Here is a 25183-nt window from a genome sequence, read left to right as displayed (position 1 = left end):
CTAAAGTTTCTCCACTTTGAAGTCTTCGTTTTTTTCTTCAAATTTCAGGAGGTTTTCAGAAACCGGTTGAACAAGTTCGATATTATAATTTTTATCCGCCAATTTCCGCCGTACTTCTCGTTCCGTTTCCGCTTCAATAAACATTGCATCCGTGTTCTCTCTAACTGGTACTTCTTGAAAGTTTTTCTGATAAAAAACTTTGTAGATCATCGCTCAATCTCTCCTCTTTCTGTCGTCTTCTTTCTGATTTCTATATACATAAAGAAACGTCACCTGCAACTGTTATGAAACAGCAGGTGCAGTAACTTCGTATAAACGTTCATGAAAAACATCCTACTATATATTATAAATCAAACATCCGATATTTTCATCTCTGCCATTAATAAGTGCTTCATGAAGAATCTGGATAACCCGTAAGACTCAATTAACAAATTGTAATCGATTTAAAGCATTTTTTCAATAGGCCTCCGCTTACACAGGAAAATACCGGTGTTTTGGTAACAAGTTTTTGCACCGCTTAAGGAGTTTTTTCCGCCATCTTTTGAACATATATATTCCCCTTTCCATTTCATCTTAATTATATTTTGCCTAATTAAAATGAATTACGTCGGTACAAATTTTGGTAACTGCTGAACTGAACAAAAGGAAAGAGGTATGTTAAAATGAACATGGTGAAAATAAGAGAGAAAGAAAAAGATTAAATGGATAGGATGAGGAGTAATGAAAAAACCATCGATCGTCTTTTTTGACATAGACGGAACGCTGTATACGCAAGAAATGACACTGCCTGAATCTTCAAAAGAAGCGATTAAAGCCATTAAAGATGACGGCATTTATGTAGCCATCGCAACGGGACGAGCTCCTTTTATGTTTGAATCGCTGCGTGAAGAATTAGACATTGAAACGTTTGTTAGTTTTAATGGATCCTATGTTGTTGCTGAAGGAGAAGTTATTGAAAAACGGCCGCTAGAAACAGAAAAAGTAGAGGAGCTTCAGCTGGCTGCAGGTTCTGAAAGTCACCCGATGGTTTTTTTAGACCATGAACAAGCAGCTGCAAACGTTGAAAATCATTCTCATATTTTGGAGAGTTTAGGGGATCTGAAAATGCCGTACCCACCTCTGAGTGAAAATTTTTATAAACAAAAAGAAATTTATCAAGCTTTATTGTTTTGCGGAAAAGAAGACGAAGATCTGTATAAAAATAACTATGGAACCTTTCATTTTGTAAGGTGGCATAAACGAGCACTTGATGTACTTCCTGCAGGCGGCTCAAAAGCAGAAGGAATCCGGGCCGTTGCTAATCATTTAGGTTATACAATGGAAGATACAGCAGCTTTCGGCGATGCTTTAAATGATATGGAAATGTTAACGGAAGCAGGGATCGGAATAGCGATGGGCAATGCTTTAGAAGAAGTGAAACAAGCAGCCGACATCGTGACGTCCCCGGTATATGAAAACGGTGTTCAGCAAGGATTAAAGCGAATCGGTTTATTATAAGAAAAAAGCGAGCCTGGATGGATTATTTTCCGGCTCGCTTTTTGTACTTTTGGAAAGTTAAAATTTGTAAAGGATCAAAGTATAAGAAAAACTACAGCTTTCGTCATAAGGGTTCGGCAAGCAGAGTTTTTTCTAATATAAGCCTTATAATTTTGGAAGCTCTTTTGTAAAGGAATCGTTATAGCCTTCAATCCTGTCATAGAACATGATGCCGTTGAGGTGGTCTAGTTCGTGCTGAAAAACAATAGCAGGAAGTCCTCGAAGTCGTAATTTTATTTTTTCATTTTCCAAGGTAACAGCTTCGATCGTAATCCTTTTATAACGAGGAACATTTCCAGGAACTTCGCGATCTACCGACAAACAGCCTTCACCGCCTTCTAAGAAAGTGGTCTCTACCGAATGGCTGATAATTTTAGGATTATAAAAACCATAGCTATATAAATTATCTTTATCATCGGTAACATGCATGGCAAACATCCGCTTTGTAACTCCAAGCTGAGGAGCTGCAAGTCCGACACCGGAGCGTAGATTATATTTTTCTGCTATTTCAGGGTCCTGACTGTTTTTTAGAAACTCCAGCATCTTTTCTAATAATTCCTTATCTTCTGACGCTGGCGGAAGAGCAACTTCTTCTGCTGCCTCCCGTAACGCCGGGTGACCTTCACGGACAATATCCTTCATTGTAATCATGTGCATCCCTCCACTTGCTGCAACAATATATAGATCGTTAGAAAAATTTGGTGGCTGCCATGTAAAAGAAGCCCTAAAAATCCCACGTCCTGCGGCAGCATTCGTAAGTCCCGTTGAATGCCGTTGTTTTGCTTATCTGTTGAGCAATAAATTTTAAAAGAATAAAAGGTAAAAGCATCATCTTTTCGTGAAATAAGTATATCAAAAAAGCAGAGCATTCAAAAGAAAAAGAAAGGTCCGTATAAAATGCGGACCTTTCAGGGGTTCAAAAATTAATCTTTATAACCCAATTTTGATGCTCCGACAATAATAAGAAGTATGAACAACACTACGATTAGCGCGAAGCCTCTTCCGCGTCCATAACCATAGCCTCCGCCATATCCACCGACCATGCCTGGGCCGACATTATTTTGAACGCCGCCGACCATCCCTGGTCCGGCATTATGATGGGCACCGCCGACCATACCTGGTCCGTAATCACAACAATGGTTTCCCCACATAGCTTATACCCTCCTTTAAACGTGGAATGCCTTGTATGGGGCATTTCCCTAATACCTTATGTAAAAAAAAATAAAGTGGCTGGGCAAAAACCCAAAAAAGTTGATGTTATGAAGAAAAATAAATAAGCATACATTCAATTAAACCCAAAAATCTTATGCTTTTTCGTTCATTGTTGAAGGTTCGGTATGTGGATCGAACTTCAAATGAGGAGAGGAGCAGCTTTCTTATTCTTTAACTATGTTTAAGGATCAAAGTATAAGCAAAATTACGGCTGCAGCCATTAGGGCTCGGTGATAAGCTCTAATATTGATTTAGTGTGTGTATTGCTATATGATTGTGGGGTAAATAAAGTATGGGAAATGCGAAGGAGCAATATTCGACTGAAAGCGGTTTAAGAATGGGGAGGGTATGACCGTGCTGGTACATAAAAAAAAGACTTTCTTTTTAGCTGCCATTATTTTATTCATTTTAAGTGCATGTGGAAACAATCCAGAAGAACGTGTATATTCTCATTTAGAAGAAGCGGTTTCTTTAGAAGAGACATTTGAAGAACAACAAGAGCCATTAATGGAATTAGAAGAACAAGAACAAAATATATATGAGGAAATGCTTTCGCTTGGGACAGAGGATCTAGAAGAAATAGAAGAGCTTGCAGATGAAGCAATCAACTATGCAGATGAACGAAAAGAGCTATTAGATAAAGAAAAAGAAAGCATTGAAGAAGCATATGAAGAGTATAAACTAGGTGAAGAAGAAATGAATAATGTAGAAGGTGTAGAAGAAGAAGCAGACGCCGTACGAGAGGCGATGGATCAACGCTACAATGCTTATCAGTCTCTTTATAACAGTTACGAATCAGCAATAAGTGATGACATTGCCCTATATGAAGCTTTCACAAAGGAAGATTTGTCTATTGAAGAATTACAGACCTACATTGATGAAGTAAATGAAGCGTATCAACAAGTTATAGATAACAGAAATTTGTTTAATGATTATACAGATGAATATAACGAAGCCAAACAAGCATTTTACGAAGCTGCAGGTCTAGACATACAAACGGAAGCCTCTGAACAAGAAGAGTCTGCTCAGGATAACGATGAAGAAACAGAAGAATAAAGAACAGCCCGTGTATATGAAAAGCTGCTAAATGAAGAGATCCCCTCTCTTTTTTAGCAGCTTTTTTCATTTTTTAGTTTAACAATGTTAAAGGTTCAACGTATAAGAAAACCAACAGTATCTGCCCATAAGGACTTGGCGGCAAATCTAGTTTTTTCTAAGAATTCAGTGAATGATTTTGTGTTATAAGAAAGAAATTTTTGTGAATACGCTTACAATCGTAAAACCTGTTTATAGCAAAATGTTGAATGATATATAACAGTATTTAAAATGATACAATAATTAATAAACGAGAAAAGTCTTAAAAACGTTTAAGCAAAAAGGATTGACGAATCTTTTTGTTTTAGTATATTCTTATCAGTGGGCAGGGTTGTTTCATTTTTATATAAGCATAAGTGAAACAGAATCTGAAAACTGTTAATAAAGTCAATTGATTATTGATAAGTGGTGAAGGGTAATATGAAGATAAAAGGTAAGTAAAACATCAAAAATTGATGTTTTCTGCGGTATCTGGTTACCCTAAGGTTTGTAAGTAAACGGCAGAACAATGGATTCATTGTTTAGCTAATGGTGATGGTAAGAGACCGGGATGTTTGAAGGGTTAGTATTTCATAAACTGGTTCTCTTTCTCAATATAGTGTTAAATCACAAGCCAGCATATTCAACCACGGAAAGAAAGGAAGAGGTGAACATTTGTGGCTACCAAAACATTGGAGCAAGTTGAAGGTCACTTTGAAATGTTTCAGATTTTAAATGAAGAAGGGGAAATTGTTAACAAAGACGCCCTTCCAGATCTATCAGATGAAGAGTTACAAGAGTTGATGAGACGTATGGTGTATACGCGCATTTGGGACCAGCGTGCCATTTCGTTAAATCGACAAGGCCGTTTAGGTTTCTATGCACCTGTAGCGGGCCAAGAAGCATCTATGCTCGGTTCTCAGTTTGCATTGGAAAAAGAAGATTGGATTTTACCGGGTTATCGTGATGTGCCGCAAATCGTTTGGCACGGTCTTCCGCTTTACCAAGCCTTTTTATATTCCCGCGGCCATTTTCACGGCGGTCAATTTCCAGAAGAAGTAAATGCGCTCATGCCGCAAATTATTATTGGTGCTCAGATTGTACAAACAGCTGGTGTAGCACTTGGTTTGAAACGAAAAGGAAAAAATAGTGTTGCGATTACTTATACAGGGGACGGCGGTGCTTCACAAGGAGATTTCTATGAAGGAATGAACTTTGCTGGAGCGTATAATGCACCAGCCATCTTCGTCGTACAAAACAATCAGTTTGCAATTTCTGTTCCAGTAGAAGAGCAATCTGCAGCAAAAACAATTGCTCAAAAGGCAGTAGCGGCTGGTATTAACGGAGTTCAAGTCGACGGAATGGACGTGCTGGCTGTATATGCAGCAACAAAAGAAGCACGGGAAAATGCCGTAAATGGAGATGGACCTACATTGCTTGAAACGATGTGCTACCGTTACGGCCCGCACACTATGGCCGGTGATGATCCTACTCGTTATCGTACGTCTGAGCTTGATGATGAATGGGAAAAAAGAGATCCGCTTGTGCGCTTCCGCAAGTACCTTGAAAGCAAAGATCTATGGTCTGAAGAAAAAGAAAATGAGGTTGTAGATCAAGCTAAAGATGACATAAAAGCTGCAATTAAGAAAACAGACGATACACCGAAGCAGAAAGTGTCTGACTTAATTGAAATCATGTTTGAAAAGCTGCCTGTGAATTTACAGCAGCAACTTGAAGAATATAGAGAGAAGGAGTCGAAGTAAGCTATGGCGCAAATGACAATGATTCAAGCAATAACTGATGCGATGCGTACGGAGCTGAAAAACGACGAGAATGTTCTTGTTTTCGGTGAAGACGTTGGACAAAATGGTGGAGTATTCCGGGCCACAGATGGACTTCAGGAAGAATTTGGGGAAGAACGAGTTTTTGATACACCGCTTGCAGAATCAGGAATAAGCGGTCTAGCAATAGGACTTGGTTTAACAGGGTTTCGTCCGGTTATGGAAATTCAGTTCTTCGGTTTCGTATTTGAAACAATGGATGGAGTTGCCGGCCAAATGGCGCGTATGCGTTATCGTTCCGGCGGACATTATCATTCACCAATTACCGTTCGTTCTCCGTTTGGAGGCGGTGTGAAAACACCTGAGCTTCATGCTGACAACCTTGAAGGATTGATGGCGCAAGCGCCAGGTCTAAAAGTGGTCATTCCTTCTACACCTTATGATGCAAAAGGACTGTTACTTGCATCTATCCGTGACAATGACCCAGTTATTTTCTTAGAGCATATGAAATTGTATCGTTCCTTCCGGGAAGAAGTACCAGAAGAAGAGTATACAATTGAAATTGGAAAAGCAGATATTAAAAGAGAAGGGAAAGACCTTACAATCGTGACATATGGAGCCATGGTGCATACGTCACTGAAAGCTGCAGAAGAACTAGCCGAAGAAGGTATTGAAGCAGAAGTGATTGACCTTCGTACCGTAAGTCCGCTTGATATGGATACAGTTGTTGAGTCAGTGAAAAAGACGAACCGTGCTATTGTCGTTCAAGAAGCACAAAAACAAGCTGGTGTTGGAGCAAGTGTTGTAGCCGACATCAACGATAATGCTATCTTGCACTTAGAAGCTCCTGTACTGCGTGTCACTGCACCAGACACCGTATATCCATTTGCAGCAGCAGAAGATGTATGGTTGCCAGATCACAAAGACGTTGTAGAACGGGCAAAAACAGTAATTAATTTCTAATGTTGCTTAAATAGGATTTAGACTGAAAAAGAAGCAATGAACCGTTTCTTTTTCAGTCTCTTAGTATGTTCGATATGGATAAGCAACAAGATTGAGACAAATAAAGGAGGCAAATGAAGTGGCTTTCGAATTCAAACTTCCAGATATTGGTGAAGGTATTCATGAAGGTGAAATTGTTAAATGGTTTGTAAAGCCTGGAGATAGCGTACAAGAAGACGATACACTTTGTGAAGTGCAAAACGACAAAGCAGTAGTTGAGATTCCTTCTCCAGTAGAAGGTACCGTTAAAGATGTAAAAGTAGATGAAGGAACAACTGCCGTAGTAGGCGATGTTATTTTAACCATCGATGACGGAAGCGAAGATACTCCGGAAGAAGAAAGCGGAGACGATTCCGAAAAAGAAGAAAAGCAGGAAGAAAAACAAGAAACTTCTGAGAAGAAAGAAGAAGAGAAAAAAGAGGAAACACCTGCAGCTGAAGAAGATGACGGCAAGCGTGTTATTGCGATGCCATCTGTTCGTAAATACGCACGTGAAAAAGGCATAGCTATTCAAAAAGTGCAAGGAAGCGGCAAAAATGGCCGTGTATTAAAAGAGGATGTGGATGCTTATCTTGATGGCGGCCAAGAAGCGGCAGAAGATACAGCTTCTAAAGATGAAGCATCAAAAGATACATCTGCACCAGCTGCTGCTCAAGATACAGGTGCTCTTGAAGAGCGCGTACCGATGAAAGGCATTCGCAAAGCTATTGCAAAAGCAATGGTGAACTCTAAACAAACTGCACCTCACGTAACCCACATGGATGAAGTAGATGTAGCAAACCTTGTTGCTAATCGTAAGAAGTTTAAGCCAGTAGCAGCAGAAAAAGATATCAAACTTACGTACTTGCCTTATGTTGTAAAAGCGTTGACTTCTGCGTTGCGTGAATTCCCTGCATTGAATGCGTCTATTGATGATGAAAATGAAGAAATCGTGTACAAAAAGTATTATAATGTAGGTATTGCTGCTGATACCGAGCAAGGACTTGTTGTTCCAGTCGTAAAAGACGCAGACCGCAAATCCATCTTTATGCTTGCAGATGAAATTAATCAGCTAGCAGGCAAAGCACGTGATGGCAAACTTTCTTCTGAAGAAATGAAAGGCGGTTCCTGCACGATTTCAAATGTAGGCTCCGCACAAGGTCAATGGTTCACACCAGTTATTAACCATCCAGAAGTAGCAATTTTGGGTATCGGAAGAATTGAAGAAAAAGCGGTTGTTCGTGATGGAGAAGTTGTCATCGCACCTATGCTTGCATTATCCTTAAGTTATGACCACCGTCTGATTGATGGAGTCACAGCTCAAAATGCGTTAAACCACGTAAAACGCTTATTAAACGATCCAGAATTATTAGTTATGGAGGGGTAAGAATGGTAGTTGGAGATTTTGCAGAAGAAGTGGATACGCTAATTATAGGTTCAGGTCCGGGGGGCTATGTTGCGGCAATTCGAGCAGCTCAGCTAGGACAAAAAGTAACGATTGTAGAAAAAGGAAGTATCGGCGGTGTTTGTTTAAATGTCGGATGTATTCCTTCTAAAGCGCTTATCCAAGCAGGACATCGTGCACATGAAGCAAAATCTGGCGGAGAAGAAATGGGGATCACAGCTGAAAATGTAAACGTAGATTTTTCTAAAGTCCAAGAATGGAAAGCCGGAGTAGTGAAAAAATTGACTGGCGGTGTTCAAGGACTCCTTAAAGGAAACAACGTAAATATTGTTCAAGGAGAAGCGTACTTTTCCGATGAAAATTCCGTGAAAGTATCAACGGATGAATATAATTCTCAAACGTATAAGTTTAAAAATTGTATCGTTGCTACTGGATCTCGTCCAATCGAACTTCCAAACTTTAAATACAGCAGCCGTGTTATCAGCTCCACTGGTGCACTTGACCTTGAAGAAATTCCTGAAAAGCTGGTGGTGATTGGCGGCGGCTACATTGGAATTGAACTTGCTGGGGCGTATTCAAACCTCGGTTCAGAAGTAACGGTGCTTGAAGGTGAAAAACGTATCCTTGGCGGCTTTGAAAAACAAATGGCACAGCTTGTACAACGCCGTTTAAAGAAAAATGGCGTGAAGTTCGAAACACAAGCATTTGCTCAATCCGTTGAAGAAACAGACAATGGCGTTCAAATTAAAGCTGAAGTTAAAGGAAAAGAAAAAACGTTTGACGCAGATTATGTACTTGTATCAGTAGGACGTAAGCCAAATACCGATGAACTTGGTCTAGAACAAATCGGTGTTGAAATTGGGGACAATGGCTTAATCAATGTTGACAAGCAATGCAGAACAGGTAATAAAAACATTTATGCAATCGGTGATATCATCGATGGACCGCAGCTTGCACACAAAGCTTCTTATGAAGGTAAAATTGCAGCAGAAGCAATTTCTGGTGAAGCTTCCGAAATTGACTACTTAGCGATTCCGATGGTCGTGTTTGCAGAACCAGAACTAGCTAGCGTGGGGTACACGGAAAGCGATGCGAAAGAAGCAGGATATGATGTTGTCGGCGCGAAATTCCCATTCCAAGCTAACGGAAGAGCTCTTTCACTTAACGATTCCGAAGGCTTTATGAAACTGGTTACTCGTAAAGAAGATGGACTTGTCATTGGCGCACAAATCGCAGGTCCAAATGCTTCTGATATGATAGCAGAAGCAGGTCTTGCAATTGAAGCAGGAATGACTGCTGAAGATCTGGCCATGACTATTCATGCGCATCCAACCTTAGGCGAGATTACAATGGAAACAGCAGAAGTTGCACTGGGAACACCTATTCATATTACAAAATAATGGAATCAAATGAACTGAGAAGTGTCCTCCATATAAGGAGGGCACTTTTTTGATGTAGAGAAAGTTTAAAAAATCTTGGCGGTATAGTAACGAGGCGGTGGAAACGGTATGATTTAAAAACTTGTGGGAGTCACCTCAAAATCAAGCAATACCATCGTTATGACAACAAAAATAAATATCCTCTGAACCATATATATCGTCTATAGCGGAATAAACGTCCGTGGGGGTAAACAGTAATAACGGATCAAAAATTGGGACTAGCCCTTATATTTATCCCATATAAAGACCCAAAATTTTTCATCTGTGCGGCAAACCGAGTTTTTTAAAAGAGTGTAAAATAGGCGCAGGAAAGTTGAATATGAGACATAAGTATGAAGCATGGAGAATAAAATGTTAGCTGAGCCAAAGACGAGGGGCTACCTGGTTTGCAATCCAGCTGGAAGAGATGACTTACTATCCAATCGACTATTCACCATTAAAATATCTAATAAACGTATCAGTCTAAAAATAAACCCTCTATGATTGTGTTAACAACCAAAGAGGGTTTCAGGAATTACCGATTTTTAGGAGACTTCACTTGTTTTTTCAACTCTTCTTTTTCTTTTTTTAAGCGTTCTTTTTCTTCACGAAGGCGATTGCGTTCGGCTTGAACAGCAGCTCTATCCGTTTGCAAAATATGCCGTTCGCTTTTCAGTGCTTTGAAAATAGATACAACCATTAACAACATCACAAAAGTGAATGGCAACGCTGCAATAATCATCGCCATTTCAAGACCTGCAAGTCCGCCAAAATACAATAGAACAGCTGCTGCAGAAGACTGAATCGCACCCCAGACCATTTTTACAGAGGTTGGAGGATTTAAGCTTCCGTTTGTTGTTTGCATCCCTAATACGAACGTTGCAGAGTCTGCAGATGTAACAAAGAAGGAAACAATCAGCAAAATCGCTAGCGTAATCATGATAGACGCTAATGGGAAATTTTCTAGTAATGAGAATAAAGCAATCTCTTCTCCTTGTTCACTCATTACGCTATACAGCATTCCGTTCATCGCATTGTCTAGAGATATACCTGTTGCGCCAAATACAGAAAACCAGATGGCACCGAAAATCGTTGGCACGGCAAGTACTCCAAGTACAAACTCACGAATCGTCCGCCCGCGGGATACTCGTGCAATAAAAGTACCAACAAATGGAGACCATGCGATCCACCATGCCCAATAGAAAATCGTCCAGCTTTCGAGCCAGTCTCTGTCTCCGGTAAAAGTTGCCGTGCTAAAACTCATGCTTGGCAAGTTTTGAAGGTAACTACCGAGCGTGGTTGTGAATACATCAAAAATGTATACGGTAGGTCCTACTACAAGCAAGAATAGCATCAGACCAACTGCAAGAACGATATTAGTCATACTAAGAATTCGAATACCACGGTTTAACCCTGTTCCCGCTGAAATAAGATAAAGGACCGTGATGATACCAATAACGATTATTTGTGTTCCAATGTTATTTGATATAAAGCCAAAGGAGTGACTAAGACCGCCAGTAACCTGGGCAGCACCGAAACCAAGAGATGTAGCCACACCAAAAATAGTAGCAAAAACAACTAATACATTAATTAATGTACCAATAGGGCCGTCCACTTTATCACCAAATACCGGGCGAAGTGCAGCACTGATTACACCTGGTGCGTCATGGCGAAATTTAAAATAAGCTAGTGATAATGCAACAATAGCGTAGATTGCCCAAGGGTGAATACCCCAGTGGAAGAATGAATAACGAAGGGCATCCGCTGCAGCTGCGTCACTTTCAGGTTCACCAGTAGGTGGTCCATAGTAGTGGTAAAGAGGCTCCGCTACGCCCCAGAATACAAGGCCGATCCCCATACCAGCAGTGAAGAGAAAAGCAAACCAAGTAAAGTAGTTATACTCCGGCTTCTCATCAGGTTTACCTAATTTAATTTTGCCATATGGACTAAAAATAAGGTAGATAGCAAAAATGACGAATGCCGTTGCAGATAACAGGTAAAACCATCCGAGTTGTTCAGAAATAACGGCTTGTACGTTACCTAGTACATTTTCAACATTATCAGGAGCGATAATGCCCCATATGATGAAAAGTAAAGCAATGACGAATGAAATGTAAAAAACAGGTGTTAACTTTCTCATCTCAAGCGAAAACCACCTTTCCTTTGAATTAAGGTCTCTAATTAGTTCATAATTTTTATGTGTCAGAATGAACAAACTCGATTCTCTTCACTACAACCAATATGCTTTATTATTTGTGAAAGCATACTGTATGATACCTGAAAAAACCACAAAGGACATTATAACATGACAGGAGCGGGAATCAACAGAAACGTCTAACAACTTTATATACCCACCAAAACATTATACTAATCAGAAAATGAGAAGAAAAGACTATTTATATGATGGAAGAAGTGATACGAAAGAAATACACATGGCATTGAATCAATTTCATAAGTGCTATTTTGATTATCAAAGACGAATATTATATCGATTGTAGCGGAAGGCGGCGACTCCTGCGGGCTGAAGCCAAGCCTGCGGCAAAGAAGACACTACGATAACGAACAAAGGGAGTTGGAGTAGATGTCGCGCTTGTCCCACGAGGGTGAAAGCGTCCGCCTGAAGCGAAAATTGAACGGTAATGAGGAAATTTCATATCATTATAAATATAATTATATTTTTTCCATTTTTTACCCCGTATTTTTAACATTTTTGGTATGATAGAAAAAGGGAAATTGAAGGGGGAATAGGATTGAAAGCACTTTTACCATTGGGGGTAATTTTGCTGTTGACTGCTTGCAGCTTTCAATCGGAGGATACTTCATCGAATCCAGAAGATATAGAACTAGAGAAAGAAGAAGCAGACAACCAGTCGAAACAAGAAGAATCATCAAAAGACGAAGACACTAATGATACTGAAAATGTTGAAACAATAGAAGAAACAAATAATAAAGAACACGAACCTAAGTATCAATTACGAGAAAGTGATTGGTCCTTGCAGCCGATTGATGATGCAGAAAATCGTAATGTTTTGATTACCATTGACGATGCCCCGGATTCTTACAGTCTTGAAATGGCAGAAACGTTAAAAGAAGAAGATGTACCAGCAATCTTTTTTGTGAATGGCCACTTTTTACAGGACGAACAAGGGAGAGAAGATTTAAAAGCAATTCATGATTTAGGTTTTGAAATAGGGAACCATACAATGAATCATGTTTCTTTAAATACCATTTCAGAACAAGAAACGTTAAAAGAGATTCATGATTTAAATGATTTAATTGAAGATATAACCGGTGAAAGACCTGCTTTCTTTAGAGCGCCGTTTGGTATAAACACGGACCATTCAAAAGAGATATTAAAAGAAGAAGAAATGATATGGATGAATTGGACGTATGGCTATGATTGGGAAGAAGGGTATATGGAGGCTGATTCTCTGGCCGACATTATGGTAGATACAGAATTGCTGAAAAATGGAGCTAATTTGCTAATGCACGATAGAGAATGGACGAAAGAAGCTCTTCCTAGCATAATTGAAGGTTTTCGGGAGAAAGGGTATGGATTTATTCACCCCGGTGAGATTGAACAGTAGGTGATAATTGGGGGGAGTGACATGAATAAGTCAGAATTTCTGGATGAAATGAGAATGGAAGTTGGCCGGGCCCCAGACGTGGCTGTCTCACTGCATGACTTTTATATAAAAGTATTACAAACATTTGAATTTAAATGGAACTTTTGTGAAATGACTGCGATATACGAAAACAATTGGGATCATTTTCATGTCATTACACTACATGAAAAGGAACAAGAAAAGGTTGTAACGTTGCAGGAAAGCCCGGTAGTTCATTGCGCCATTCATGGGAAAACTACTTCTTATTTTACGATAGACAGTACGTACTTATTTGTTCCTTTTTATTTAAGCTCCCTTTTAAAAGGTATTTTAGTATTAAAAGTCCGGCCCGAACGTTATGTCATGCAAGAAGAAGATGTTGCATTTTTAAATGAAGTAAGCCGTTTTTTAGGAGCGGCATCAGCTGATTTCTTAACATAAAATAAAAATTATCGTTCATAAAGATGACTGACTTACCTGTGTAAGTCAGTTTTTTTAAAAAGGGAAGAAATGATAAATAGTTGGCGTTTTACATGTCTAGCGCAAGCACCTACTCGCTCGAGATTCCTTCGGTTCGACAATGGAAAGCAAAGATCAGCTTTCCATATGCCGCCCCTCCAGGAGTTGTCGCTCGTGAGCAAGGCGCTTGCGCTTTTCTTAAAGGTAAGAAAATATGCAGGGCTTATTTTAAATGTGTTATACAATTTAGGGTTGACTTTTTAAATGTGACATCATATTATATAATTACAGTAAAACGATAAAACGCTTTCAAAGGAGAGGATTCCGGTGGGAATTATCGTATGCCAAAGCTGTAACCGTACAATCGAGCATTTTGACGGGGAAAAAGTGGCCACTTTGTATTCTACAAGCTGCAAAAAGTGTGGGAAATCAAAAAAATAAAATAGCACGAAAGTAAAGCATCCCCAGTTTTTAAAAGATGGGGATGTTTTTTTGCAGAGGTAAGAAATTATAAATAGTTGGCGTTTTACATGTCTAGCGCAAGCGTCTACTCGCTCGAGATTCCTTCGGTTCGTCAATGGAAAGCAAAGATCAGCTTTCCATATGCCGCCCCTCCAGGAGTTGTCGCTCGTGAGCAAGGCGCTTGCGCTTTTCTTAGGCTGATTGGTTCATGTGATGAAAACTGTAAAAAAGTAGCCGAACAATATATGTCACGTGATGGTGATGTGTTTTTCCTCTAACCAAAAGCAGGGAAATATTACATTTATCGAGAAATCATAACGGTGACAATAAAAAATGGAGGAAAAGATGATGGAATGGAAGTCAAGAGTTACCGAATCTTTACATATTAAATATCCCATTATCCAAGGCGGATTGGCTTATTTGGCGTATGCGGACCTTGCTGCTGCTGTTTCAAACGCAGGGGGACTTGGGCAGATTACAGCTATGTCTTTACCAGATGAAGAAGCATTAAAACAGGAAATTCGTAAAGTGAAAGAAAAAACGGATAAGCCATTCGGTGTGAATTTTGCTATTGGTCAATATAGAAGACCTTTTGAAAAAATGGTAGAAACAGCCCTTGATGAAGGAGTAGAAGTCATTTCAATGACAGGGGGAAATCCAGCCCCTGTATTTGAGGTATTAAATGGAGCGGATGTGAAAAAGCTCGTACTTGTTGCTGCAAGACGTCAAGCAGAAAAAGCAGAAGAACTAGGTGCGGATGCAGTAATGGTTGTTGGTCAAGAGGGCGGCGGGCATATTGGAAAACATGATACAGGAACGATGGTGTTAATTCCTCAGGTCGTAGATAGTGTATCTATTCCAGTTATTGCTTCAGGGGGAATTGGAGACGGCCGGGCGATGATGGCGGCGTTCGCTCTTGGAGCAGAAGGGATCGAAATGGGAACTCGATTTATTGCTACAAAAGAGTGCGTCCATGCCCACGAAAGCTACAAAGAAGCATTGATGAAGGGAGAGGAAAGTGATACGGTAATCATCAAACGTTCCATAGGAGCACCAGGCCGTGCGTTAAAAAATAAATGGACGGACAAAATAATAGAAGTGGAACGTCACACTCCAAATTATGAGAACTTAAAAGAGTACATTAGCGGAAAAGCAAATCGTAATTATATATATGAAGGGAACGATCAAAAAGGGTTTGGCTGGGCAGGCCAGGTTATAGGAAGAATTAAAGACTGCCCGAGCGTTGAAGAGCTTTTTGATCGGATGAAAAAAGAAGCAAATGACGTACGAAGCCGCTGGTGTTGAGAGGAGAGATAGACTGTGGAAGAACAATTGCATATGCCCATTTCCATGGACTGGAGCAAAGAAGAAGTCATTGACGCAGTGAATTTTTTTCAAACCATAGAAAGAGCTCATCACAAAGCTGTGCACAGGGAAGATATCCTTGCTCTTTACTACCGGTTTAAAGAAATTGCTCCATCCAAGAGTGAGGAAAAACAACTGTTTCGCCAATTTGACGAACGAGCAGGCGTTTCTTGCTGGAAAACGGTACAAAAAGCAAAAGCCGCAGAGGCTGGTGAAAAAATCAAAATGTAACAAATAAGAGCTGTCTCTTAATATGGAGACAGCTCTTCGTTTAGTCTACATCTGCTAGTAGAAAGAAGACGTTCGAACATTTGGGAAGCCGGCTTCTGTCAGCCGAGGAGATAAACCCATAAGATCATTGATTAAATGATAAACAAATCCATCTGAGCCGTTTGTACCTATTCACTTTTTTATCTTTACGAAGTTTGCTGGACAGATTGCTTGTAAAAAGGGATGAGTGTTTCAAAAGTTTGTTTTGCTTCATTCAAAAAAGCATCTCCATCTTTTAAGATCGGGTCATCTTTTTTTATGTGTTTCCCAATTAAAAATTCACCCTTTTTCACATCTCGAAATCTCGTTAATGCATCGGTAAGTTTCTCTTCGTCAATTTCCCCGATAAGAAACGCATCTTTTTTCGTGTGATCCTGTGAAATCACATAGTCAGACGGTAGATGCAGAAGGTCTTCTTTCCTTTCTAAAAATGAGGCCGCCACTTCTTGTTTATCCGGCATTTCATATATAAAAGCAAGCCATAAAAATACATGGTCATCAAATAATCCTACTTGAAAGTGAGGATGTTTTTTATAGCCGCGTTTATTATCGGCTATGCCAAGCCACGTGTCTGTTGGAGGGTTTTTTGTCCGTCTAGCATGTTTTGCGATATGCAAATACATTTCTTTTCCTAGCATCATGGATAGTTCATCGGTTAAATACTCGCCAATTTCCCTAAATTTAGGCTGAATGCGCTGTTGAATTGCTTCCATTCTTTCATCTAGTCCGTCAATTTGAAATGTTTCAAAATCAGATGGTTGAAATCCTTGAAAAGCCATAGCTCTTTCTCCTTTCTCATTCGTTCGAAAATTAATTTCTAATATCTATAATATCCTTCTAGGAAAACGAAAATCAACTCATACAATTAGCGCAATAATAGGGTAAAAATATTTTTAGTTCTTGTCCGCCCAAATGTGTTAATAAAAAGTATCGTTTGAAAAATTAAAATCATATGGTATAATATCAGAAACATAAATATCAGAATATTTAGTCAAACCAATTTATCGACTGTCAGCCTGTCTAGGGTACATTGAAATCACAAAGGGGTGTGGGTGGCCATGGAACAAGTGATTCAAACATTCAAGAGAAAAGATGCAGAAGAGAGAATACCTGTATTACGCATCGAAATTGATTATGAGCTCGTCAGTTTGCATGATGCCATGCGGGCCGAGGACCTAGAGGCAATGAATCAATGCAAATCTCGGCTAGAGGAATTAAGACAGGAACTAATATGTTTAGAAGCTTAAAATAAGATGCGATTAGTCAAAATAATAGAAGGTTGGACAGAAGAAAACTTCGTCCAGCCTTTTTTTGTACAAAGGTAAGAAATTATAAATAGTTGGCGTTTTTGATGTCTAGCTTCAGCGCCTACTCACTCGAGGTTCCTTCGGTTCGTCAATGGAAAGCAAAGATCAGCTTTCCATATGCCGCCCCTCCAGGACTTGTCGCTCGTGAGCAAGGCGCTTGCGCTTTTCTTATGGGGAAACGAATGTGTCGAAGCTTTTGGAGGATATGAAAATATCTATAGTTTGACAACTGCTTCCTCTGTTTTCATTTGAAAATAAATGATGTGGTGAAAAATCCTTTAAAAAATAGCTCCTGTACTTCAGTTGTTTAAGAAAACGGCTAGGCTCTTGAATAATGTATTTTACCCTTCGTTGATTGAAGGGAGAGAGTCCTTATTTGTCTTTTTTGCAATCTTTTTTCGGTTAGGAGCAAGTGGCGGCTGCTCTAACCACTTAAATTTTGTCATTAAATCGAACCAATCTTTTGTAACCATTAAGTTTTTTAAAATGATTTTTTCATAATGCATGACGAGGTCTGTTCTCATCGCGACCGCAAGTCCTGTTCCGTGATATCCTTGTGAAGTTTGTAATAAAAAACCAATATGATATAGCATTAATTTGTCTGAAAAGGGAGCGTCTTGAGAAGTTGTAACTTCTGATTCCCAGGACGTGGGCACAGGTAAATTGTCTTGATGTAATATTTTACTCAATGTTTGAATTTGCTCATCTGAGGTCTTTTGGGATGTTTTTAAAAATTTTCTTACCTCTTTTGACTGTGTTACTTGACTAAATGCAATGGAGAGTGTTTTTTCCAATATTTTTTTCTTGATGTTAAACGAAAGAGCGACTATTTCTGTTGCTGCTAAGGGGCGTTGGTCACCAAAAAAACCATCTAAAAATTGTTGACCTGAAACAAATTCAGGAGTTGCTTCAGGATAAAAATAGGGGTCTCTTTGAAAGTGCCCTTTCTCTAGTAATAATTCAATGGTTTGATGGTACATCCATTTCGCGTCATTATCACAGGAGTCATAAAAATCTCGTAAATCTTTTCTAACGGAAGAACTCAGTGATGTTGTATGACCTAATAAACCGTGTAACGTTATGACATGTAAATAGTGTAAACAGAATATGTCCGAAAACAGTCTTTTTGTTCCTTTATTAAGGTCTTGTTCCGTAAACCCGTTGGGAACTGGGAATCCCTCGTGCTCAATAAATGTAGCTGTCTGATTCTTTTGTTTTTCAAATATCTGTAAAGCATCCTCAAAAAGAGCTCTTATTTTTTCATCCTCAATAATCGATACCATATACTTATTAACGATATCAGTTGCCGTTCCATTTACATATTGTGACCACAATGTCCCAATTTCCGCAGATGTAAGTTTTAAATCCTGTTTGTCCAAAAAATCACCTCTAAATTAAAGGGTCTCCAGAATATTATTTATTATAAACACAGGATTATTGCTTAAGGGTTCTTCGGGCGCGATTGTGGAGTATATAAACAACTTTTTTATCACACAAATCTTATTCGTAATGATGAAAAAAATAAAAAAAGAAACAACTATTTTTTAAAATCCAGGATTGTTCATTGGAAAAATACGGCTACATATCGTCAAAATAAAATTCGTAAACATATGTACAAAACCGATGAAAAACGAATCAAGTGAAGGGATTACGCGGAGTGAGGAAAATAAACAGCACCGACGTCGAATTTTGCCGGCGATGCAATGCAGCCGAGAGAAGCCTCAAGATTAATTATAATAGTTCTGCATATATTGCGCAGGGGCTGGTATTTTTTGTGGGCTAGGCTCCTCATAATTTTGGAATAAGTTTATTGGTTTATGAACACGTTTTGGGTTGATTTACAGTGAATACGCAGGGTTGGCAGTTTATTGCGTCCAAAAGAAGGTGTTTAGAAGTAAGTAGTTGGTGAAAGAGTTGTCTATATTTGATTCGAGGTTGTAGTTTTGCGTCGGAGTCTCCTAAGTTATGCATCCTTTTTGTAACGATTGAATTCTCGCAGGGTATGTTCCAATTTTTACTATCACGAATCACTTTCTATCTTTTATAAAAGATTTCCTAGTCTTATGCATCTCTTTCAACACTTTATACACCACTCTAATTCAGCGTCTTTCTCACTTTTGGGCCGTACCCCCACTCTTTGAAGTGCAGGTTCAATTATGCCTGGTTTGAGCACCTTTCCGGGCTTTTTGAACCACTTTCTTCAGTTCACGTGCACTTTCTGCTGTTTTTGCGCATTCTTAGACTTCAGTGCATTTCCTGTTCCGGTCTGGCCCTCCATATATTGCGGCACACGGCCGCAATTCATCATCGGTATGATGTCTTTCCTGTGTGAGGTGAGCAGCATTCCAATTTTTTTGCACCACTGCAGCTCATTTTAGGTAGGAGTATTAATTTTACTTTGCATGTGTGATAATGGGATAATAGATCGTTACAGGAGTGGTTGGATGAATGAAAATTGGGTGGAAGTAAAGAATACAGCTTTAAAATGGATCGAAGAAGCAGGTGAGATGCTGAAAGATTCCTTGCATGATTCTTTATCAGTGAATACAAAATCAAATCCGAATGACCTTGTCACAGAAATGGATTACAAAATCGAAAGATATTTAACTGATCGGATACTACATACTTTTCCAGATCACAAAGTGTTAGGAGAAGAAGAGGCAGGAGCTGATATTCAATCAACGGATGGAGTTCTTTGGATTATTGATCCGATTGATGGAACGACAAATTTTGTTCACCAAAAATTTAACTTTGCGATTTCCGTTGCTGTCGTAAAAGACGGTATCGGACAAATTGGAATCATCTTTAATGTCATGCAAGATGAATGGTTTACGGCGATAGCGGGTGAAGGAGCGTATTTAAATGGACAAAAACTGGCCAGCGTGACTGAGACAGATCTTCCTGAAGCAGTTATTGGATTGAATGGGAGATGGCTCGCACGTGAGAAGAGAAGTGGAGAACAATCCTTGCATACTATGGTAAGAAAATCTCGAAGTGTGCGCTCGTATGGATCGGCTGCGATTGAATTGGCTTATGTTGCTTGCGGTCGTCTAGATAGTTACATCAGTTTTCGTTTGTCTCCTTGGGATTATGCAGCTGGACTGGTTATGTTGGATGAAGTAGGGATCATTACAACAGATTTTCAAAAACGAAAACCGTCCTTTTTAGAAAAAAGCAAAATTTTAGCAGCTCGGCCAGGACTGCATGATCAACTTCTTCACTATGTACACAATCATGAAGGCTTTGATTATTGAGAAAAAAGCTGATTTACCGTTACAGTGACATAAAAAATGGAGCAGTCCCAACGTATTTATTTGGGACGCTCCATTTTTTAATTTGTTTCTGCCCTCGCACGAAGCTTTCGTGATAGTAAAAAGGTAGAATACAATCCCATTAAACAGAAAGCAGCAATGAGCAAAGACCTTTCTGCCACAGCAACACCGAGTGATGCAATACATAACGTTGCGAAAACCGCTAAAAATAAAAAACAAACTTTTTCCCAGTTCATTGTTTCACCTTCCATCATCTTGTCCACTATTTCAGTGTACAATGAATGTATATAAATGAAAAGATGCGGCTTATCTTTAATGTATAATAAGGAAATGTATGATACAATAGATAAGTTGAAGAAGTGTAACGAACAGGATAGGAGCGATATAAAAATAATGAATATACGCAAAGACTTAAGAAATATCGCGATAATAGCCCACGTGGACCACGGAAAAACGACTTTGGTGGATGAATTGTTAAAACAGTCCGGGACATTTCGCGAAAATGAACAAGTAGACGAACGTGCAATGGATAATAACGATATTGAAAGAGAACGAGGCATTACAATTTTAGCGAAAAATACGGCTGTACGCTACGGTGACACCCGTATTAATATTATGGATACACCAGGCCACGCTGATTTTGGCGGTGAAGTTGAACGCATACTGAAAATGGTCGATGGTGTACTGCTTGTAGTGGACGCATACGAAGGCTGTATGCCGCAAACGAGATTTGTTTTAAAAAAGGCTCTTGAACAAAAATTAACCCCTTTAGTTGTTTTAAACAAAATTGACCGTGACATGGCGCGGCCCGAAGAAGTAGTCGATGAAGTGCTCGATTTATTTATCGAGTTAGGAGCTGATGAAGATCAGCTTGATTTTCCGGTAGCGTACGCTTCAGCTATCAATGGAACAGCAAGTGAAGATCCTGCAAAACAAGATGACAATATGGAAGTTCTGTTTGAAATGATTATAAACAACGTGCCAGCCCCAATCGACAACAGGGACGAACCGTTTCAATTTCAGGTCACGATGCTTGATTATAATGATTACCTCGGAAGAATTGGTGTAGGGCGAGTTTTCCGCGGTACCATCAGTACTGGTGACCAGGCTACTCTTATTAAACGTGATGGGTCGAAGAAAAATTTCCGTGTGACGAAACTGTTTGGATTTATGGGTTTAAAACGCATGGAAATTGACAGCGCTCAGGCTGGTGACTTAATTGCGATTGCGGGTGTAGAAGATATTAACGTGGGGGAAACGATTTGCCCGGCTGAACATCAAGAACCGCTGCCGGCACTGCGAATTGATGAACCGACTCTGCAAATGACATTTCTCGTTAACAACAGCCCATTTGCCGGACGCGAAGGCGATTATGTAACAAGCAGAAAACTTGAAGAACGTTTAATGACTCAATTAGAAACAGATGTAAGTTTGCGCGTGGAGCATACAGACTCTCCTGACGTTTGGACAGTCTCCGGACGTGGAGAGCTGCACTTGTCCATCCTAATTGAAAACATGCGCCGTGAAGGCTATGAGCTTCAAGTGTCCAAACCAGAAGTTATCGTAAAAGAAGTAGACGGAGTAATGTCTGAACCAGTTGAACGGGCTCAAGTAGACGTGCCAGAAGAATATACAGGAAACATTATGGAATCGCTTGGAGAACGTAAAGGCGAAATGCTTGATATGGTCAATAAAGGAGATGGCCAGGTTCGAATGGATTTTCTCGTTCCTTCGCGCGGCCTGATAGGATATACTACTGAATTTATGGCACAAACAAAAGGGTATGGGATTTTAAACCATTCATTTGATGGATACCAGCCCGTGCATACTGGGCAAGTCGGCGGACGCCGTCAAGGTGTACTTGTTTCTATGGAAAATGGAAAAACGACACCATATGGTATGATGCAAGTAGAAGACCGCGGTACATTATTTGTTGAACCCGGTACAGAAATATATGCAGGGATGATTGTAGGAGAGCATACACGAGACAATGACTTAACGGTTAATATTACAAAAGCTAAACAGCAAACCAATGTTCGTTCAGCGACAAAAGAGACTACTGTAACGATGAAACGCCCGCGTATCTTGACTTTAGAAGAAGCGCTAGAGTTTTTAAACGATGATGAGTATTGTGAAGTAACACCGGAATCAATTCGCTTACGCAAAAAAATTCTCGATAAGAGTACAAGAGAACGAGAAGAAAAGCGTAAAAAATTAGCAGCAAAGCAATAAGCAGATCTCTCTGCGTCTAAATGGCAGCAGAGCAGCATAGAGGTGAAAGAAATTGATGATTACAGCAGCTGCGAATGTGAATGAAGTCAATGTAACAAAAGATCAATTAAGCTGGACGGCAGGATTGTTGAATGTACACGAGCATCCAGTAGTGGGGTTCTGGCTGCTGTATGCTGCTGTCGTTCTCATGTGTATTGTCGTTTTTAATTTAGGGTTTGCCAGAAAACTCCCCCTATTAAAAAATATAATTGTATATGCAGCGTTATTTATCGGAGCATTGCCGCTGACTATTTTTGCAATCGGTATGGCGGTCGTAGAATCTCTCATCGCTGCAGCAATTGTTCTCGGTATTTACAAAATCCGCTTAAAGAGACATAAACAAGAACAGGAAAGTCAAGGAAGCGTAACGTAATCCCAATTATGAAATTCATTCATGTATCTTTCATTTAAAAACCTTTGTCCCAGCCTCAATAGAGAAAACCATCCTTCTATTAGCAGAAGGGTGGTTTTTTATGTCTTTCATTTTACTAAGTGCAGCCGGTAGTTTTTCTAAAGTATGTTGAATTTTCTGAAAAAGTAAGTTATATTAGTTAGTAGCAGCTGCTGTACAAACAAAATAAGCACAGCAGCTTGTTTTGTTTCATAACATACTGACCGGTTAGTATTTTGAGAATGGAGGAAGCAAAATGAATTTTACTTATTCTGAAAAAGTAGAGGCTTGGCGTGAAAAACTGATTCAATTTATGGAAGAGGTAGTCTATTCAAATGAAAAGGTATTTAAAGAACAGCTTGATGCGCAGCCAGATCGATTTGCAGACGTTCCTCCCATTATGGAAGAAATGAAAGAAAAAGCTAAAAAAGCAGGACTTTGGAATTTGTTTTTGCCAGATAGTGAATACGGAAGCGGTTTAACTAACTTGGAATATGCACCGCTTTGTGAAATAATGGGCCGCTCACCGATTGCGCCGGAAGTATTCAACTGTGCAGCTCCAGATACGGGTAATATGGAAGTTTTAGTGCGCTATGGCACAAAAGAACAGCAGGACAAGTGGCTGAAGCCTTTGCTAGAAGGAAAAATTCGTTCAACTTTTTGTATGACCGAACCGCAAGTAGCTTCTTCTGATGCCACTAATATCGAAGCTGATATAAAAAAAGATGGAGATCAATATGTAATAAACGGTCGAAAATGGTGGTCCTCCGGAGCGGGAGATCCAAGATGTGAGATATTAATATTCATGGGGAAAACCGATATAAATGCACAAAGACATAGACAGCAATCCATGATATTAGTTCCGTTAAACACACCAGGAGTACAAGTAGAGCGGATGCTGCCGGTGTTTGGATATGATGATGCACCGCACGGGCACGCCGAGATTACCTTTGATAATGTCCGGGTGCCCGCAAAAAATATACTAGTTGGAGAAGGAGAAGGCTTTGCGATTGCGCAAGGGCGGCTTGGCCCAGGGCGTATCCACCATTGTATGAGAATCATTGGAGCCGCAGAAAGAGCGCTTGAGGTTTTATGCAAAAGAGTGGAGGAACGAAAAACATTTGGCAAACAGCTTTCTGAACAAGGTGTGATTCGTGAATGGATTGCAAACTCACGGATGGAGATAGAACAGGCTCGGCTGCTCGTTTTAAAAGCTGCTGATATGATGGACAAAGTAGGAAACAAGGAAGCACGAAAAGAAATTGCTATGATAAAAGTTGTAGCTCCGAACATGGCTTTAAAAGTCATTGACCGAGCAATTCAGTCCTTAGGAGCAGCAGGTGTGAGTGAAGATTTCCCTGTGGCTAATCAATATGCGAATATTAGAACATTGCGGCTTGCGGATGGACCAGATGAAGTACATCGTCAAGCTGTGGCTAAATTAGAATTAAGAGAACAAGCGGCAATTAGAGAAAACAGTTACTTATACAATTGATTGAAAGCGGTAACAAAAAGGGAGGTATAACTTTGAGTATCATTCAACAGTTATTTAACTTAGAAAACAAAACCGCTATTGTTACGGGGGGCGGGCGTGGACTTGGCCGTCAGATGGCTTTGGCATACGCAGATGCAGGTGCAAATGTAGTTATATGTTCTAGAAAGGTTCAAGCATGCGAAGAAGCTGCTGCAGAAATAACAAAAAAAGGAGCTAAAGCACTAGCCTTACCTTGCGACGTAACCGACCAAGAACAAGTGGACCGCACAGTGAAAGAAACGATAGATGAATTTGGTGCGGTGGATATTTTGGTAAATAACAGTGGTGCTTCTTGGGGGGCTCCGACATTGGAGATGCCAATAGACGCTTGGCACAAAGTAATGAATGTTAATGTAACCGGTACGTTTTTAATGACAAAAGCTGCTGGAAAACATATGGTAGATCAAAAGTCAGGAAAAATAATAAATATTGCTTCTGTAGCGGGTTTAAATGGAGTAGATCCCAAGATTATGGACGCGATCGGCTACAATGCAAGCAAAGGTGCAATAGTAACATTTACAAAAGACTTGGCTGCGAAATGGGGAGCTTTCAATGTGAACGTAAATGCGATTGCTCCGGGATTTTTCCCTACGAAAATGTCAAAAGGTGTCTTAGAAATGGGAGGGGATAGAGTCTTAGAACGAACTCCTCTACAGCGATTAGGGGGCGATGAAGATTTAATGGGGGCTGCTTTATTCCTTGCTTCTAAAGCATCTGACTACGTGACCGGGGAAATTCTTGCGGTGGACGGCGGCATGAATGCTGTGTAATAAGAAAGGGGGCGGCTGCAAGGAAAAACCGCGGTAGTCACCGGGGCACAGCAAGCGGTATTGATAAAGC

General features: G+C 39.8%; 27 protein-coding genes. 20 read left to right on the top strand and 7 right to left on the bottom strand.

Annotated features, from left to right (window positions below; genetic code table 11):
- The gene (locus FZF09_RS05310; protein ID WP_091582609.1) at positions 1-210 is read right to left on the bottom strand and encodes a DNA-dependent RNA polymerase subunit epsilon; all 210 of its coding nucleotides are present in this window, start codon (positions 208-210) and stop codon (positions 1-3) included.
- Positions 211-720: 510 nt separating this feature from the next.
- On the opposite strand from FZF09_RS05310, the gene FZF09_RS05305 reads away from it, so the two are divergent.
- Positions 721-1497, top strand: a complete 777-nt coding sequence (locus FZF09_RS05305) for a Cof-type HAD-IIB family hydrolase (RefSeq protein ID WP_158735535.1) — start codon at positions 721-723, stop codon at positions 1495-1497.
- Between the two features lie 144 nt (positions 1498-1641).
- Here the strand turns inward: FZF09_RS05305 and def are convergent, their stop codons facing one another.
- Together def and FZF09_RS05295 are read right to left on the bottom strand one after the other, a co-directional pair.
- Entirely contained in the window at positions 1642-2187 is a 546-nt protein-coding gene (def, locus tag FZF09_RS05300; protein WP_158735534.1) for a peptide deformylase, read from the bottom strand.
- A 272-nt stretch (positions 2188-2459) separates the two neighbouring features.
- A complete protein-coding gene (locus FZF09_RS05295) occupies positions 2460-2579 on the bottom strand; it encodes a YjcZ family sporulation protein (RefSeq protein ID WP_158735695.1) in 120 nt (39 codons plus the stop codon).
- Between the two features lie 523 nt (positions 2580-3102).
- Here FZF09_RS05295 and FZF09_RS05290 point away from each other — a divergent pair.
- The 5 genes from FZF09_RS05290 to lpdA all read left to right on the top strand — a co-directional run bounded on the left by FZF09_RS05290 (position 3103) and on the right by lpdA (position 9389).
- A complete protein-coding gene (locus FZF09_RS05290) occupies positions 3103-3804 on the top strand; it encodes a YkyA family protein (RefSeq protein WP_158735533.1) in 702 nt (233 codons plus the stop codon).
- Between the two features lie 737 nt (positions 3805-4541).
- Positions 4542-5585 (top strand): pyruvate dehydrogenase (acetyl-transferring) E1 component subunit alpha, encoded by a 1044-nt coding sequence (gene pdhA, locus FZF09_RS05285; protein WP_158735694.1) that lies wholly within the window; start codon positions 4542-4544, stop codon positions 5583-5585.
- Between the two features lie 3 nt (positions 5586-5588).
- On the top strand, positions 5589-6566 hold the full coding sequence (locus tag FZF09_RS05280) for an alpha-ketoacid dehydrogenase subunit beta (protein WP_158735532.1): 978 nt from the start codon (positions 5589-5591) through the stop codon (positions 6564-6566).
- A gap of 118 nt (positions 6567-6684) precedes the next feature.
- Complete coding sequence (locus FZF09_RS05275) at positions 6685-7971, top strand: dihydrolipoamide acetyltransferase family protein (protein ID WP_158735531.1); 1287 nt, start codon at positions 6685-6687, stop codon at positions 7969-7971.
- A gap of 2 nt (positions 7972-7973) precedes the next feature.
- Positions 7974-9389 carry a dihydrolipoyl dehydrogenase gene (gene lpdA / locus FZF09_RS05270; RefSeq protein WP_158735530.1) on the top strand — a complete coding sequence of 472 codons (1416 nt, stop codon included), beginning with the start codon at positions 7974-7976 and terminating at the stop codon, positions 9387-9389.
- A 553-nt stretch (positions 9390-9942) separates the two neighbouring features.
- Here lpdA and FZF09_RS05265 read toward each other — a convergent pair.
- Complete coding sequence (locus tag FZF09_RS05265; RefSeq protein WP_158735529.1) at positions 9943-11547, bottom strand: glycine betaine uptake BCCT transporter; 1605 nt, start codon at positions 11545-11547, stop codon at positions 9943-9945.
- Positions 11548-12157: 610 nt separating this feature from the next.
- On the opposite strand from FZF09_RS05265, the gene FZF09_RS05260 reads away from it, so the two are divergent.
- The 7 genes from FZF09_RS05260 (at position 12158) to FZF09_RS05230 (ending at position 15529) form a co-directional block, all read left to right on the top strand.
- Positions 12158-12994 carry a polysaccharide deacetylase family protein gene (locus FZF09_RS05260; RefSeq protein ID WP_158735528.1) on the top strand — a complete coding sequence of 279 codons (837 nt, stop codon included), beginning with the start codon at positions 12158-12160 and terminating at the stop codon, positions 12992-12994.
- A 21-nt stretch (positions 12995-13015) separates the two neighbouring features.
- Positions 13016-13453, top strand: coding sequence for a hypothetical protein (locus FZF09_RS05255; RefSeq protein WP_158735527.1), 438 nt, complete (start codon positions 13016-13018; stop codon positions 13451-13453).
- A 92-nt stretch (positions 13454-13545) separates the two neighbouring features.
- Positions 13546-13773, top strand: coding sequence for a hypothetical protein (locus FZF09_RS05250; RefSeq protein ID WP_158735526.1), 228 nt, complete (start codon positions 13546-13548; stop codon positions 13771-13773).
- A gap of 25 nt (positions 13774-13798) precedes the next feature.
- Positions 13799-13912: a GapA-binding peptide SR1P gene (locus FZF09_RS05245; RefSeq protein WP_091582641.1), complete on the top strand. Its 114-nt coding sequence runs from the start codon at positions 13799-13801 to the stop codon at positions 13910-13912.
- An 89-nt stretch (positions 13913-14001) separates the two neighbouring features.
- Entirely contained in the window at positions 14002-14211 is a 210-nt protein-coding gene (locus FZF09_RS05240) for a hypothetical protein (RefSeq protein WP_158735525.1), read from the top strand.
- Between the two features lie 70 nt (positions 14212-14281).
- Positions 14282-15238: an NAD(P)H-dependent flavin oxidoreductase gene (locus tag FZF09_RS05235; protein WP_158735693.1), complete on the top strand. Its 957-nt coding sequence runs from the start codon at positions 14282-14284 to the stop codon at positions 15236-15238.
- 15 nt (positions 15239-15253) lie between these two features.
- Positions 15254-15529 (top strand): UPF0223 family protein, encoded by a 276-nt coding sequence (locus FZF09_RS05230; RefSeq protein WP_370514425.1) that lies wholly within the window; start codon positions 15254-15256, stop codon positions 15527-15529.
- Positions 15530-15714: 185 nt separating this feature from the next.
- On the opposite strand, the gene FZF09_RS05225 is transcribed toward FZF09_RS05230, so the two are convergent.
- The gene (locus tag FZF09_RS05225) at positions 15715-16347 is read right to left on the bottom strand and encodes a YktB family protein (RefSeq protein WP_158735524.1); all 633 of its coding nucleotides are present in this window, start codon (positions 16345-16347) and stop codon (positions 15715-15717) included.
- 279 nt (positions 16348-16626) lie between these two features.
- Here FZF09_RS05225 and FZF09_RS05220 point away from each other — a divergent pair, with 279 nt between their 5' ends.
- Together FZF09_RS05220 and FZF09_RS05215 are read left to right on the top strand one after the other, a co-directional pair.
- Positions 16627-16815, top strand: coding sequence for a hypothetical protein (locus FZF09_RS05220; protein ID WP_091582649.1), 189 nt, complete (start codon positions 16627-16629; stop codon positions 16813-16815).
- Positions 16816-16919: 104 nt separating this feature from the next.
- The gene (locus FZF09_RS05215; protein ID WP_158735523.1) at positions 16920-17084 is read left to right on the top strand and encodes a hypothetical protein; all 165 of its coding nucleotides are present in this window, start codon (positions 16920-16922) and stop codon (positions 17082-17084) included.
- A 132-nt stretch (positions 17085-17216) separates the two neighbouring features.
- Here FZF09_RS05215 and FZF09_RS05210 read toward each other — a convergent pair whose 3' ends face one another.
- Positions 17217-18254, bottom strand: a complete 1038-nt coding sequence (locus FZF09_RS05210) for a DUF3231 family protein (RefSeq protein ID WP_158735522.1) — start codon at positions 18252-18254, stop codon at positions 17217-17219.
- 1065 nt (positions 18255-19319) lie between these two features.
- On the opposite strand from FZF09_RS05210, the gene FZF09_RS05205 reads away from it, so the two are divergent.
- A complete protein-coding gene (locus FZF09_RS05205; RefSeq protein ID WP_158735521.1) occupies positions 19320-20129 on the top strand; it encodes an inositol monophosphatase family protein in 810 nt (269 codons plus the stop codon).
- Positions 20130-20206: 77 nt separating this feature from the next.
- Here the strand turns inward: FZF09_RS05205 and FZF09_RS05200 are convergent, their stop codons facing one another.
- A complete protein-coding gene (locus tag FZF09_RS05200) occupies positions 20207-20383 on the bottom strand; it encodes a DUF5325 family protein (protein ID WP_158735520.1) in 177 nt (58 codons plus the stop codon).
- Between the two features lie 157 nt (positions 20384-20540).
- Between FZF09_RS05200 and typA the strand changes: the two genes are divergently transcribed.
- The 4 genes from typA to FZF09_RS05180 all read left to right on the top strand — a co-directional run bounded on the left by typA (position 20541) and on the right by FZF09_RS05180 (position 25113).
- Positions 20541-22379 carry a translational GTPase TypA gene (gene typA / locus FZF09_RS05195; RefSeq protein ID WP_370514424.1) on the top strand — a complete coding sequence of 613 codons (1839 nt, stop codon included), beginning with the start codon at positions 20541-20543 and terminating at the stop codon, positions 22377-22379.
- A gap of 55 nt (positions 22380-22434) precedes the next feature.
- Positions 22435-22791: a YlaH-like family protein gene (locus FZF09_RS05190; protein WP_158735519.1), complete on the top strand. Its 357-nt coding sequence runs from the start codon at positions 22435-22437 to the stop codon at positions 22789-22791.
- 274 nt (positions 22792-23065) lie between these two features.
- Positions 23066-24304 carry an acyl-CoA dehydrogenase gene (locus tag FZF09_RS05185; RefSeq protein WP_158735518.1) on the top strand — a complete coding sequence of 413 codons (1239 nt, stop codon included), beginning with the start codon at positions 23066-23068 and terminating at the stop codon, positions 24302-24304.
- A gap of 32 nt (positions 24305-24336) precedes the next feature.
- A complete protein-coding gene (locus tag FZF09_RS05180; RefSeq protein ID WP_233269403.1) occupies positions 24337-25113 on the top strand; it encodes an SDR family oxidoreductase in 777 nt (258 codons plus the stop codon).
- Positions 25114-25183: the final 70 nt, after the last annotated feature.

The organism is Alteribacillus sp. YIM 98480, assembly GCF_009765375.1.
Taxonomy (GTDB): Bacteria; Bacillota; Bacilli; order Bacillales; family Marinococcaceae; genus Alteribacillus.
This window is presented reverse-complemented; position numbering and strand designations above follow the sequence as displayed.